Raw genomic sequence first — 12,383 nt, 5'->3', positions numbered from 1 at the left:
CTCTTACATTTCGTAAGCTTGATATCATTATGCCACATCCCGGAATGTATTTCAAGTTATATATTCACGAATTCGAGATATTTTTTCAAGAAAAAGCATCCAACCCCAGCAGACAGCGGTTTTGGATGCTTTTGAATCATTTATTTTTTTTCAAAAATCTGAATCAATGCTGGAATACGCGCACACGACCTTTTAAACGATCAGCCAGGATGATGGCCAAAACAGCTTTGGCGATGTCCCCCGGAATGAATAACAACATGCCCATCTGGAAAATTGCGGCCAAGTCGAATTGATTGCCCATGACAACATTCAGGATCATCGCCATATAAGGCAAACCGATTGCGTACATGACGATCGTACCGGCAACAGCTGCGATCCCATAATTCAAGAAGCTGCCTTCTTTATTATGCACGAGGTAGGAAATCAAAGTAGCCGCTGCAATAAATCCAAACACAAACCCGAAGCTAGGAGTCAAAAAGGCTTGGAATCCTCCAAGCAATAATTTCAGCAATAAAGGCAGCAGTTGCGCAAAAAAGGCAGCTTTCGGACGCAAGAAGAAGCCGGTCAGCAAAACCAAAAGTGTCTGCAAAGTGATCGGAACGGGTCCGACGGGGATGCTTAGGAAGCCGCTGACGAATGTCAAAGCCGCAAATATGCTGATTTGGGTCAAATCTCTTGTTGATAATTTCATGTTATTTTCCTTCTCTCTTTTTGATTTTGATGCTGATTTCGCCATAGGTCAGGGTTTTCGTTTCCCCATCGGGCAATGCTACAACTAGTCCGCCATCGTCGTCGATCGCAACCGCTTTGGCTTCGATCGTTTCGTTTCCTTGCGGGAAAGTGACCTGTTCACCCAAGACGAAACAGCGTTTGCGGTATTCATCCAGGTAGGAACGGGATGTCAAATCAGGGTAAAGGTCATAAAAACGATTGAGTATTTCGGCAGCCATTTGGTTCCGTGTCACCACGGCATTTTTTGAATCGAACAACGTGCCGGCAATCGATTGGATTTCATCAGGAAAATCCGTTTTAGGCGCCCGGAAATTCAGGCCGATCCCTAAAATGATCGTTCCGATCGTCCGCGATTCCATATCCATGATGCCTTCCGTCAGGATGCCGCAGACTTTCCTGCCATCCAGAAAGATATCATTCACCCATTTGATTTGGGGTTCTTTTCCTGTCAATGTTTCGATCGCCTGACAGACGGCCACAGCGGCGGCGGTCGTGATCAAAGTGGCGTTATCCAGATCAGCAACCGGCTTCAAAACCAAACTCATGTACAGGCCCGATTCGCTCGGTGAGTAGAAAACTCTACCCAAGCGCCCTCTGCCCTTTGTCTGTTCTTCCGATAAGATCACGCCTTCGAAGGTCGCTTCTTCGTTGACAATCCGTTTGGCCTCCAAGTTGGTCGAATCGATCGTTTTATGCGCAATGATCCGGTGACCTTTCAGCGCTTCCGATAGCAGAGGCACGATGGCGGCCTCCGACAACAAATCGGTTTCGACTGACAGTTGATACCCTTTATTCGTCGTTGCTTCTATCTGATAGCCTTCTTTTTTCAGGCCATTGATTGCTTTCCATACGGATGTTCTGGATACTTCCAATTGATCAGCCAAATCTTGGCCGGAAATACTTTCGCCTTTATGCTGCTCCAGAAACTGCAGGACTTTCTCCTTTGTTGACATCCTTTCCCTCCATTCTCTTTAAGAAAAGCTGAACGGGTTCGCTCAGCCCTGAAAGAAATTTAGGAAATCTGGCCCTGAATGAGCATCGTAGAGCGCAATGGGTCAGATTTATCTAATTTCCGAAGGGCTAACCCGTGAAGCTAGCCACCATGTTGAGATGCATAGAATATTTTGCTATCCTGTAAAACACCTATGGTGATGCACTTTTGATTAGAAAATAATCTTATACTTTTCTAGAATATAAAAAAACCACCACTTGAACCGAAGTGATGGTCTCAATGCTGTATTCAGTTTAACCGCTGGCAGGCTCTTTGTCAACCTATTAATTATAAAGGGTAACAATGTTTTTTTACTGTTTCTTTGCTTCCTTATACACGCTGACCATTTCCGCATAATCCGCCATGATCGTCTGCACTGTCGGATTGTTCATCGTTGGAATAGCAACCGTTCCAATTTTCGATATCGGCAGCACGTTATTGCCGGTTCCGGAAACGAAGGCTCCTCCAGCATCCTTGACCCACTCGACAGGGATGGCCGTCTCGTTGATCGGAATCTGCCTTTTTTCACATATTTCGAACACTTTCTTGCGGACAATTCCCAGAAGTACCGCTTTTGCAGGGGGCGTGTACAATTCTTCCCCTTTAACAAAAAAGACATTCGTGCGGCTGCCTTCCGTTATTTCCTCATTTCCATCCACAAGCAGCAGCTCATAAACGTCTTTATCCGCCCGTTCCTGCAGCACGGCTTTCTGATAATCCGACCGGACAAGCTTGATGTTCGGATCCAGCCGTTCGATACGGAACAGGCTCGTCGCGATGCCCTCTTCATAATAACTTTTTGGCGGGTAGATGCTCTGGGTGAAAAAGATCCACAAAACGCTTTCGCTTTTTGACGTTTTCCCAAGGATGAACTTAAGGTTCTGATCCCCCACCTGATTGGCGGCTATCAGTCGATAGACACGGTCCTCGATGGATTCTGCCGTAGCTGGCAGCGGCAGATCCAGATAAGCAGCGGACCGGAAAAAACGATCCAAATGATCCTCCAAAAATATCGCAATCCCATCCTCGACACGGATGACTTCATATACCGTCCGACCTTCAAATTCCGGATAGCTCCCGCCATCAGCATTCTTGACAAGATCATCGTTCAATAAGTAATATGGTCCTTCCACTTTTTCCATATTCGACGCCCCTTCCCGTTATCATATTCCCTATTCTACTCCGGAATACCGAAAAGTACACGCCAATTCGAAAAAGAGCGGATGTGACAGCCAAATGACAAACAATTTAAAAATTAGTAAAAGTGAAGAAAAACACAACGGGTCCCTTCCTTTTTTTCTGCTGTGGGTGTATAGTATGGGCATCATGAAAATTACAACCAAATCTACTTACATAAAGGATGATAGAATAAGCATGCAGATGCCACAATCCCATTGGAAAAATGATGTTGAATATGTCGCTTTGGTCGAAGATCTCATCTATCACGAAGAATTATTGCACATGGAGACCATTACCCATCACCACTTCACCAATCGTTTGGAGCATTCGATCCGCGTATCCTATAAGAGTTACCAACTTGCAAAAAAATGGAAATTGGATGCCCGATCCACTGCGCGTGCCGGCCTGTTGCACGACTTCTTCCATGAAGACCGCGTTGCTGTGGCCCAGTTGAATATCGGTGCCCATGCAGATGCCCATCCGAAAATCGCTTGCGAAAATGCTTGCCGAATCACTGAAATCAGCTCATTGGAGCGCGACATCATCCTCAAGCATATGTTCCTGGTGAGCCGTTGCGGCCTGCCGCGTTACAAAGAAAGTTTTGTCGTAACCTACGTGGACAAATATGTCGCGATCAGAGAGGTCGTCGAACCGATCAAAGAAATCGCAGGATCCCGTCTTCGCAATCTGGTTTCCAAATTGAGTCCGGTAAACCTGAACATCAACATTTAACTCATACTGAAGGGGCTGCCTCCCACACCACCGAGGTAGCCCCTTCTTTCTTATACCGTTTTTCGATTCGTAGGAGAATGTCAAAGGAGGTATGCCTGCTCTCGTTGTCCGATTCTTTCGGATTATCGGACAACATCGGACGTATGCATGATCGGCTTGTCCGATTCTTTCCGGTTATCGGACAAGCTCGGACGCATGCATGATCTCGTTGTCCGATTCTTTCGGATTATCGGACAACCACGAAGCAACGTCTGCTCGGAGTTGCCCACTTCCAGAATCGGCAAAAAAAGCTGAACCGCAATGGGTTCAGCTTTTTTGTACTATATTATATTGATTAGAAGAATACGTTCGTTACGCCATCGCCTGAAGCACGGAAGCTTTGTGCAGATGTTGTGCGGTTTCCGTTCAATACTTCATTAACAGCTTGGATCGTTTCTGCAGATGGAGTTTGTGCTGCAGCAGATCCGTTCGAAACTACTGAGAACTGACCAGAAGCATACAATACAGCGTCAATGGTCGTTCCGCCCCAAATTCCTGAGTCAACACGGTTCATGATGACAGAAGCAACATTCATTTTTTCTTGGTAGCTTGGGCCTGCTTCAGCTTGGACTACTTGATACAGGAAGTAGCTTGCTTGGTAAGTCGTTGCTGCTGCTTGAGCTACTGGAGCTGGCTCAACATATGTTTCTGCAGCTAGTGCTGCTACTGGTTCTGCAATTGGTGCAACTGGTGCAGCTGCTTGCACTTCTTCAACTGCTTCAACTGGTGTTTCAACTTCAACCGCTTCTTCAGAGCTGACATCGTAGCTCTTCACTTCAGAGTCTTGTTCAACAGTCACGATGTTATGGTCTGCTGACAATACGATTGCATTGCCGGCAATGATCATGTCTGCATTCCCGATGCTGTTGACGTCTACTAAGGCATTCACTGATACCTCAGTCGCCAATGCGATTGCTGATAAAGTATCGCCCCATTGGAAAGTGTATTTGCTGCCGCTCTCCAAGTTTTGGATATCTGCTTTGATTTGATCTGCTGTACGTGCTGTCCAAGTGGATGAATTATATTCTGTTGCGTTTGCTTGTGTAGGATTCGCTGTTGCCATAAAACCGATGGCTGCTAAAGTTGCGCTCGTTACGAATAATCTAGATTTGAAGTTTTTCATGTGTGTTTTGTCCCTTTCTTCTCTTCGCAATGTTTTCGTATTGCAATTTATACTCTTCATGACCTTTTTTATTTGATAAATGAAGTATTTATCCAGGTCTCGATCGGAGTTCTTTCAACAGAGACAATCCTATCATGAATCAAACCACCAAAGTTAAAAATACATTCTTTGTTATTCCATCTTAACGTGACTGTCTCAAATAACTGTTTATCTTACAAACATAAGTCAAATATTACGCTGTCGTAATATAGAAAATCAATTTGTAACAATTGGCACAATAGCTGTCTTTTTTCACAAACTCCATGTCAAAAAATATCCAAACTACTGATTTATCAATTGTTACAGCTGTAACATATGTTTCAATACATGTCATTTCTCAAGCAGATCGAACCTAATCCGCTTTTAATGCCTAAAAATTATTACAAAACATTTGCTTATTGTAAACATAAATAAAAAAACCTTACCGAATTTATCGGTAAGGTTAAGATGCATTCAATTCCGTAAGCGGGCGACGGGAATCGGACCCGCGACATGACCTTGGGAAGGTCGCATTTTACCACTAAACTACGCCCGCATGCTGGTCTGTTCGACCGGACTGCATGTTCCATTCTACTCCTAAATTGTGTTCACTACAATAGCCAAACAGAAAAAATGTACAAATTTGTGCGAAAAAAAACTCCCTCAGCAATCATGAGGGAGCCCGTGCACTGTTTTTGCTTATTTGCTGCCGGTTACTTTGAACTTCGTGTCGGCCAGCGCTTCATTGAAAGTCGCTTCGGAAATGTCTTGGTTCATCTTGACTGTCGCTTTCTTTCCTTCCAAGTCAACGGTTACCTCTTCCACACCTGCAATCGCAGAGAATTTTTCTTTGACAGTCGCTACACAACCATCGCATTTCATTCCTTCAAGCATCAATTCTTTTTCCATCATCTTTTCCTCTTTTCTATATATGATATTCCCTTACCGTTTTGAGACGGAGGGTTTGAATCCTTTCAGACGTAATGCATTCAACACAACCGACACCGAGCTGAAACTCATCGCTGCTCCGGCGATCATCGGATTCAACAAGGGTCCCCCGAAGACGTGCAGGATTCCCATCGCGACAGGAATGCCAAGGACATTATAGGCGAATGCCCAGAACAGATTCTCCTTGATATTTTTGATGGTCGCTTTGCTGAGTTCGACGGCTGTTGCTACTGCCATCAGGTCGCTCTTCATCAGGACGATATCCGCCGATTCGATTGCGACGTCTGTCCCCGATCCGATGGCGATGCCGATGTCGGCTTGGGCCAAGGCTGGAGCATCATTGACGCCGTCTCCAACCATTGCGACTTTGCGTCCGCCTTGTTGCAACTTCTTGACTTCTTCCGCTTTGTCTTCAGGCAATACCTCACTCAAGACACGGTCGATGCCCACCTGATTGGCGATGGCTTGCGCCGTACGTTTATTGTCACCGGTGATCATTGCGATCTCGATGCCCATCTCCCGGAGTTTTTTGATTGCGGCCGCACTGCTTGCTTTAACCGTATCAGCAACGGCGATGATGCCTGCCAATTCCCCATCCATTGCGATGTACATCGGCGTTTTGCCTTGTTCTGCCAGCGTGTGAGAGGTTTCTGCAAATGAACCGAGCCCGATTGCATGGTTCAGCATCAACTTTTCATTTCCCAACAAAAGCTCTTTTCCGTCGATTGTGACGGCAATACCGAAACCGGGCAGCGCATTGAAAGCGGTTGGTTTCAATAAAGACAGCCCTTTTTCCTCAGCATCGCGAACGATGGCTTCTCCAAGCGGATGCTCCGACCCTTTTTCGGCCGATGCCGCCAGCAGCAACAGTTCATCCGGATCGAGCCCTTCACGGACGAGCACATCCGTCACTTTCGGTTTCCCTTCCGTAATCGTCCCCGTCTTGTCGAAAACGATTGTCTGGATTTTATGCGTCACTTCCAGAGCCGTCCCGCTTTTGATCAGCACACCGTTCTCGGCTCCCTTGCCGGTGCCCACCATGATGGCGGTCGGTGTCGCCAAGCCCAAAGCGCAAGGACAAGCTATTACTAAAACAGATATCGTGATGGTCAGCGCGAAGATCCATGACTCTTGACCCAAGAAATACCAGGCCAGCCCCGCCAGAACAGCGAGCACGATGACGATCGGGACGAAGTAGCCCGAAATCGTATCTGCGAGCTTTGCGATCGGCGCTTTTGAACCTTGAGCATCTTCCACCAACTTGATGATTTGCGCCAAAGCAGTGTCTTTCCCGACTTTTTCCGCGCGGTACTGGATGGATCCGTTTTTGTTGATGCTGCCGCCGATGATGGCATCACCCGCTTTTTTCTCCACTGGCATGCTCTCACCTGTCAGCATCGATTCATCCACGGATGTCAGGCCTTCCGTCACTTTCCCGTCGACAGCCATTTTTTCGCCGGGGCGGACAACCAAAATGTCCCCAACCATAACAGCTTCCAGTTTGATTTCCTGCTCCTTGCCGTCACGGATGATACGTGCTGTCTTAGGCGCTAACCCCATAAGTTTTTTGATGGCTTCCGATGTTTTGCCTTTTGAGACGGCTTCGAAATATTTCCCCAAAGTAATCAGAGTCAAAATGACCGCAGCGGATTCGTAGTACAAGTTCATGACAAGGCTGTGATTGCCTCCGATCGATTCAATCGTACCGTATAAACTGTACAGGAAGGCAGTGCTGGTTCCCAAAGCCACAAGCGAATCCATATTTGGATGGCCTTTGACCAAGGATTTGAAGCCTACTGTAAAAAATTTCATTCCCAAGATCATGACGGGAATCGTCAACGCGAGTTGCGTGAGTGCGAACGTGACCGGATACATAGTCGGATGGAGGCTCATCGGCAGCGGCAAGCCCAACATGTGGCCCATCGCCAGATACAGAAGCGGAATCGTGAATACCGCCGAGAGCCAGAAGCGTCTCCACATACTTTTGATGTGCTTTTCTTTCTTCGCTTGGTTTTGGTCACTTTCTTCTATAGTAGCGTTCTCTTCGATCGCCTTGTAGCCGGCTTCGGCCACAATTTTTTCGATATCACCTGGATGAAGCACTGTCGGATCGTAGGAGACGACCATTTTTTCGGTGGCCAAGTTCACGGAGGCATCCGCAACGCCTGCCACTGTCTTGGTCACTTTTTCCACGGTTTGGGAGCACGATGCACAACTCATGCCTTCGATTAAAAATGTCTTTTCTTTCTTGTTTGCCACCAAAACATAGCCAGCCGCATCGACTGCAACCTTCAGGGCATCTTCGGAAAAAGTGCCTTCGTCGACGCCGACGGTCAATTTCTCGGTCGCCAAATTGACTGTGGCTTCCTTGACGCCTGCGACTTTGGCAGCCGCTTTTTCCACGGCTTGTGAACACGATGCACAACTCATGCCTTCTATATCATAACTTTTATTTTCCATCGGGCGATTCCTCCTTATGTACGCAACCGGTTTGTTTGCAGTTGCATTGTCCTGGCGTGCACATGCACTTCACTTCATCAACCGCCGTCCGTTTTTTTGCGGTGATCACCTTTTCCAGCAGCGCAACATCAGCATGGCTCAGCGTCGCTCTTTCGATCAGTTCCGCTATCGTGCTGCCGACTTTTTTCGTGCAGACATGCGCCAAAAGATCTTCGGTAGCACCGCCGACGCTTTCCTGTTCGGATACGTTTGCGCTGTAGATGAATTTATTTCCGATTGGTTCCGTCGCCAACAAACCTTTGTCGACGAGTCTTCCAATCAAAGTTTTGACGGTGGCTTGTTTCCAATCCATTTTTTCCTGCAAAACCGAAATGATTTCTCGGCTGGTCGCTTCCCCATTTGTCCAGACAACACGCATCACTTCCCATTCAGCGTCGGTTATTTTCTTTTGGGCTTGTTCCGCCATTCTTTTTCATCCTTTCTGTTTATCTTCTGATTATAGTTTACATTTGTAATCGTTTTGTGTCAACTATTTTTATCCGAAAAAAAAGCACCTTGCGTGGGTGCGTGATTGTATTCAGATAGTCAGTATGGATCCTCAGAATGATTCGAAAATCCGTTTGGATCGGCGCAATTGCCGCCTGTATCGGACGGGATCCACGCCTTCTTTCACTTTGAAGAAACGCGAAAATGCAAGTGGATCGGCCAAACCGATCTGCTCAGCCACTTCCTTCAGTAAAAATCGTGTATGGCCCAGCAAGTAACGGGCCCGATCCCTCCTTACCCGATCCACATAATCCATCATCGAAACGCCATAGATTCGGATGAAAACCTGCTGCAGTTCCGATGAACTTCCATGGCAGGCTTCCGCAATCCGGCTTACATTCAAGGTTTCCGGATAGTGGATTCGGATGAAGCGTTCCGTCTGACCGGCCCATTCCAGATCGGAAACTGGTTTTCCGTTGGGGCGGCATCTGCGGCAAGGGCCGTATCCGAGCGCCTCCGCTTCCTCCGGGGAGAAAAAAATAGTGACGTGATTGAATTTCGGAACAAGTGAAGGGCACGAAGGCTTGCAATAGACATGCGCATGGCGGTCGCCATAAAAAAACAGCCCGTCAAAGGACTGGTCCCGCTCATTGATCGCCTGCCATTGCTCCACCGTCACCAAATGCCCCTTTGCATCACTTGCCATCATCCGCTTCCATCCCCCACGTCCATTCAATCCTGCATCTATCCTATTATAGTACAGAAGCGGATGATGCGGGAAGGTTTGCGGCAAAAAAATTACAATCAGAGTAGCGCTGAATGGTGCCCGTTTGTCGGAGGTGCGCGGCGGAAAACAGGCGCCAGCTCCGATGTAGCGGCCGCTCCCCGGAGAACACCGGTAACTTCCAGCCGCAACTCCGATGAATCCCCGCTCATCGGAGAACACCATTTAAATGTTAGGCGAACTCCGGCGAAGCCTCCGTTCGCCGGAGCAGAGCAAAAAAAACGCAGCTCTGAAGAAGCCGCACTCATTTTCTAACGGATATCATTATGGAAGGATGTTTTCAGCGACTCATACAAAGCAATCGTATCATCGCACCACTGATTGAAGACGGGTTCTTCGACTTTCAGTTCCGGATGCGCGTCCATGTATTCCAAAAAGAGCTGCAGCCCTTTCCGCAGCGGGATTTTGCATGCGAATTTCGGATTGATCTGCTTCAATTTCGAGAGGTCGAAGATGTTCGACCACCGTTTATCGCCTTGGATGGACTGCATCAAATCATATTGCTTGGAGGCTATCAACAAATCGGTCGGGATGTAGACCGGATTGTAAGCGACAGCCAACAATGACGCCAACTCCTGATAAACCATGTCCCAAGTGTGCGGCTCAGGATTCATGAAAGGATATGTTCCCGGTCCCGCCGATAATCAATATTTTTCCCATTCCATCAAACCTCCGCTCGTTGATAAAAAGCATTCTGAAAAAGAATCGCTCTTTTTTGCATGCTTTCATTATAGCGGACCAGACTGCTATCCAAAACAATTTCCCCTCCGATTGGACCTCTCTTCCAGTACTTATCCAACTTGCGGGAAAATTTCGATTATTAGGTCCAAGAAAAAAACACTCTCCCGAATCGGAAAGTGCTTAAAACTGTCTTTATTTCCCAGTCAATTCCTCAGCTGCACCGGCATAAACAAAGCCTTCGCCGCGGACTTCCAGTAGCGCTTCTTCTATGATGGCCATGACCTTCTCTTCGTCTCCGAGGTTATTGATGATGTCAAAAGTATCGATATCGATTTTAATTTTGGCGCTTTGATCGTACTCCTGGAACCACTGTTCATAATTATTGTATAGCAATTCATAGTAGGCCAACAACTCCGGATCGTCCTCGATCTGCTCAAATTCACGGCCACGTTTGCGGATGTGTTCCAGGATTTTCTCGAAGGAACCTTCCAAATAGATCAACAAATCCGGCGCTTTTCTGGGCATTCCTTCCAACTCTTCCATCATGTTGGCCAACAGATCATTGTAGATATCCATCTCATCTTTTGAGATATTGCCTTGCAGATGGTTGACCCTTGTGAACAGCGCGTCCTCATAAATCGAACGATCCAAGACATTATTGTCGTCAGTCAAGGCAGCCTTGATGCTGCGGAAACGCGTATTCAAAAAATAGATTTGAAGGCTGAAGGCCCATTTTTGTGGGTTGTCATAAAATTTATCCAAGATCGGATTGTAATCGACGCTTTCGAAAAAGGCCTCCGTCCCCAATCTTCTTGAAATCATTTCGGTATAAGTCGACTTTCCTGCACCTATCATTCCTGCCATTACCAGCACGCTCAATCATATCCCTTCCTTTGGTGTTATCTGATTATTTCTGTATTTTTTCAACTTCCGATCCGCTTCCTCGCGGAACAACATTCAGTATCATACCATGGCCGGGAAACGAGATATAGTGTTTTATTATTAGAAATCAATGATGTAAAGCTCTCATCCTCCTACCGAAAACACTGGTCAAACGAACAGAAATGCACTATGCTAGAAAAAAAGGAGAGATGCCCATGAGTCTGAGCCATCGCACCATCAAAATCGCTTTTGCGACCGTCATAGCCATTTTGATCGCGCAATTTTTCCAGTTGAATTATTCCGTTGCGGCCGGGATTATCGCGATTCTCAGCGTGCTGGACACAAAAAAATCCTCGGTGCTGACAGCACTGCAGCGGGTCGCCTCCACCGTGTTGGCATTGACGATCGCGACGATCCTTTTTCGGCTTTTCGGATTCCATATCACCGTGTTCGGTGTCTATCTGCTGTTCTACGTTCCGTTGGCCTACCATTTCAACCTTCAATCGGGCATCGCGCCCTGTTCGGTGCTTGTGACGCATCTGTTGTTGGAAGAGACAACCAGTTTCCCTTGGCTTCTGAATGAACTTGCACTGATGATGATCGGCGCAGGAGTGGCTATTTTGTTCAATCTTTATATGCCTTCCAAAGCCAGCCAAATCATCGCCCTGCGCGAACAGGTAGAGGCGATGATGAAGGACGTGCTGCAGAGTTTCAGCGTCGCGCTTCGTGACGGGGAGGACCGCAACCAAAGTCTCCTGTTGGACGAACTGGATGACTTATTGCAAAAATACCGGCAGGTCGTCTATGCGGAATTCGACAATCAGCTGCTGGATCAGTCGACATACAATATCCGCTATTTCGATATGCGCAGCGAGCAGGTCACGATCCTGAAGTATATGGCCGCCAACCTCGGATTGTGTGCCTTGCCGACAAGAGAGAACAAAATTTTGGCCGGCTTGTTCTTCCTGACAGCCGCCCAACTGCATGAACAGAATACCGGGATTTATCTGATGGCGGACATTGATTCCTTACAGCAGTCCTTCCGTGAAAGCGAGCTGCCCGCCACCCGCGCGGAGTTTGAAAACCGCGCCATCCTCTTCCAGTTGCTGAATGATTTCAAACGCTTCATCCAAACAAAAAAAGACTTCTACGAAGCCTACGCCGCTGAAATCATCACAAAAAAATGAATTTATCCTGAGAAAACATTTGACACTTACTAATCGTATTGCTATTATCTCGTCTTTGACAGTAAAAACCACAAGAATGCTAATGTAGCAGGCATACTTGTGGTTTTTTTGCATTCAAAAATGAGTACTATTTCTTCTTTT

Annotated in this window: 12 protein-coding genes and 1 tRNA gene; 2 read left to right on the top strand and 11 right to left on the bottom strand. The window is 46.9% G+C overall.

Going from position 1 to position 12,383, the window contains the following annotated elements; genetic code table 11:
• Window positions 1–163: 163 nt before the first annotated feature.
• From C8U37_RS13210 to C8U37_RS13200, 3 genes are all read right to left on the bottom strand, one after another.
• Window positions 164–691 (bottom strand): biotin transporter BioY, encoded by a 528-nt coding sequence (locus C8U37_RS13210; RefSeq protein ID WP_159072132.1) that lies wholly within the window; start codon window positions 689–691, stop codon window positions 164–166.
• A 1-nt stretch (window position 692) separates the two neighbouring features.
• On the bottom strand, window positions 693–1,685 hold the full coding sequence (locus C8U37_RS13205; protein ID WP_108033682.1) for a biotin--[acetyl-CoA-carboxylase] ligase: 993 nt from the start codon (window positions 1,683–1,685) through the stop codon (window positions 693–695).
• A 349-nt stretch (window positions 1,686–2,034) separates the two neighbouring features.
• On the bottom strand, window positions 2,035–2,865 hold the full coding sequence (locus tag C8U37_RS13200; RefSeq protein ID WP_108033681.1) for an aminotransferase class IV: 831 nt from the start codon (window positions 2,863–2,865) through the stop codon (window positions 2,035–2,037).
• Between the two features lie 238 nt (window positions 2,866–3,103).
• Between C8U37_RS13200 and C8U37_RS13195 the strand changes: the two genes are divergently transcribed.
• Entirely contained in the window at window positions 3,104–3,634 is a 531-nt protein-coding gene (locus tag C8U37_RS13195; protein ID WP_170100306.1) for an HD domain-containing protein, read from the top strand.
• Between the two features lie 334 nt (window positions 3,635–3,968).
• On the opposite strand, the gene C8U37_RS13190 is transcribed toward C8U37_RS13195, so the two are convergent.
• The 8 genes from C8U37_RS13190 to C8U37_RS13155 all read right to left on the bottom strand — a co-directional run bounded on the left by C8U37_RS13190 (window position 3,969) and on the right by C8U37_RS13155 (window position 11,037).
• A complete protein-coding gene (locus C8U37_RS13190; protein ID WP_108033679.1) occupies window positions 3,969–4,796 on the bottom strand; it encodes a cell wall hydrolase in 828 nt (275 codons plus the stop codon).
• Between the two features lie 503 nt (window positions 4,797–5,299).
• Window positions 5,300–5,370, bottom strand: a tRNA-Gly gene (locus C8U37_RS13185).
• A gap of 143 nt (window positions 5,371–5,513) precedes the next feature.
• Window positions 5,514–5,726, bottom strand: a complete 213-nt coding sequence (locus C8U37_RS13180) for a heavy-metal-associated domain-containing protein (RefSeq protein WP_425445670.1) — start codon at window positions 5,724–5,726, stop codon at window positions 5,514–5,516.
• A gap of 30 nt (window positions 5,727–5,756) precedes the next feature.
• Window positions 5,757–8,222: a heavy metal translocating P-type ATPase gene (locus tag C8U37_RS13175; protein ID WP_108033677.1), complete on the bottom strand. Its 2,466-nt coding sequence runs from the start codon at window positions 8,220–8,222 to the stop codon at window positions 5,757–5,759.
• Window positions 8,212–8,688, bottom strand: coding sequence for a CopY/TcrY family copper transport repressor (locus C8U37_RS13170; RefSeq protein ID WP_108033676.1), 477 nt, complete (start codon window positions 8,686–8,688; stop codon window positions 8,212–8,214). The genes C8U37_RS13175 and C8U37_RS13170 overlap by 11 nt, the downstream gene beginning before the upstream one ends.
• Before the next feature lie 132 nt (window positions 8,689–8,820).
• A complete protein-coding gene (locus C8U37_RS13165; protein WP_170100302.1) occupies window positions 8,821–9,417 on the bottom strand; it encodes an Ada metal-binding domain-containing protein in 597 nt (198 codons plus the stop codon).
• Between the two features lie 326 nt (window positions 9,418–9,743).
• Entirely contained in the window at window positions 9,744–10,106 is a 363-nt protein-coding gene (locus C8U37_RS13160) for a hypothetical protein (protein WP_108033674.1), read from the bottom strand.
• A 259-nt stretch (window positions 10,107–10,365) separates the two neighbouring features.
• Window positions 10,366–11,037, bottom strand: coding sequence for a deoxynucleoside kinase (locus tag C8U37_RS13155; RefSeq protein WP_108033701.1), 672 nt, complete (start codon window positions 11,035–11,037; stop codon window positions 10,366–10,368).
• Window positions 11,038–11,270: 233 nt separating this feature from the next.
• On the opposite strand from C8U37_RS13155, the gene C8U37_RS13150 reads away from it, so the two are divergent.
• On the top strand, window positions 11,271–12,242 hold the full coding sequence (locus C8U37_RS13150; protein ID WP_108033673.1) for an aromatic acid exporter family protein: 972 nt from the start codon (window positions 11,271–11,273) through the stop codon (window positions 12,240–12,242).
• Window positions 12,243–12,383 lie beyond the last annotated feature (141 nt).

It is taken from the genome of Trichococcus patagoniensis, assembly GCF_003051085.1.
Lineage (GTDB): Bacteria > Bacillota > Bacilli > Lactobacillales > Aerococcaceae > Trichococcus > Trichococcus patagoniensis.
This window is presented reverse-complemented; position numbering and strand designations above follow the sequence as displayed.

Coding starts and splice junctions, on each gene's coding strand:
- C8U37_RS13170 (WP_108033676.1), bottom strand. CDS start 8,688: ATGGCGGAACAAGCCCAAAAGAAAATAACCGACGCTGAATGGGAAGTG.
- C8U37_RS13195 (WP_170100306.1), top strand. CDS start 3,104: ATGCCACAATCCCATTGGAAAAATGATGTTGAATATGTCGCTTTGGTC.
- C8U37_RS13210 (WP_159072132.1), bottom strand. CDS start 691: ATGAAATTATCAACAAGAGATTTGACCCAAATCAGCATATTTGCGGCT.
- C8U37_RS13175 (WP_108033677.1), bottom strand. CDS start 8,222: ATGGAAAATAAAAGTTATGATATAGAAGGCATGAGTTGTGCATCGTGT.
- C8U37_RS13205 (WP_108033682.1), bottom strand. CDS start 1,685: ATGTCAACAAAGGAGAAAGTCCTGCAGTTTCTGGAGCAGCATAAAGGC.
- C8U37_RS13150 (WP_108033673.1), top strand. CDS start 11,271: ATGAGTCTGAGCCATCGCACCATCAAAATCGCTTTTGCGACCGTCATA.
- C8U37_RS13190 (WP_108033679.1), bottom strand. CDS start 4,796: ATGAAAAACTTCAAATCTAGATTATTCGTAACGAGCGCAACTTTAGCA.
- C8U37_RS13200 (WP_108033681.1), bottom strand. CDS start 2,865: ATGGAAAAAGTGGAAGGACCATATTACTTATTGAACGATGATCTTGTC.
- C8U37_RS13155 (WP_108033701.1), bottom strand. CDS start 11,037: ATGGCAGGAATGATAGGTGCAGGAAAGTCGACTTATACCGAAATGATT.
- C8U37_RS13160 (WP_108033674.1), bottom strand. CDS start 10,106: ATGAATCCTGAGCCGCACACTTGGGACATGGTTTATCAGGAGTTGGCG.
- C8U37_RS13180 (WP_425445670.1), bottom strand. CDS start 5,726: ATGATGGAAAAAGAATTGATGCTTGAAGGAATGAAATGCGATGGTTGT.
- C8U37_RS13165 (WP_170100302.1), bottom strand. CDS start 9,417: ATGATGGCAAGTGATGCAAAGGGGCATTTGGTGACGGTGGAGCAATGG.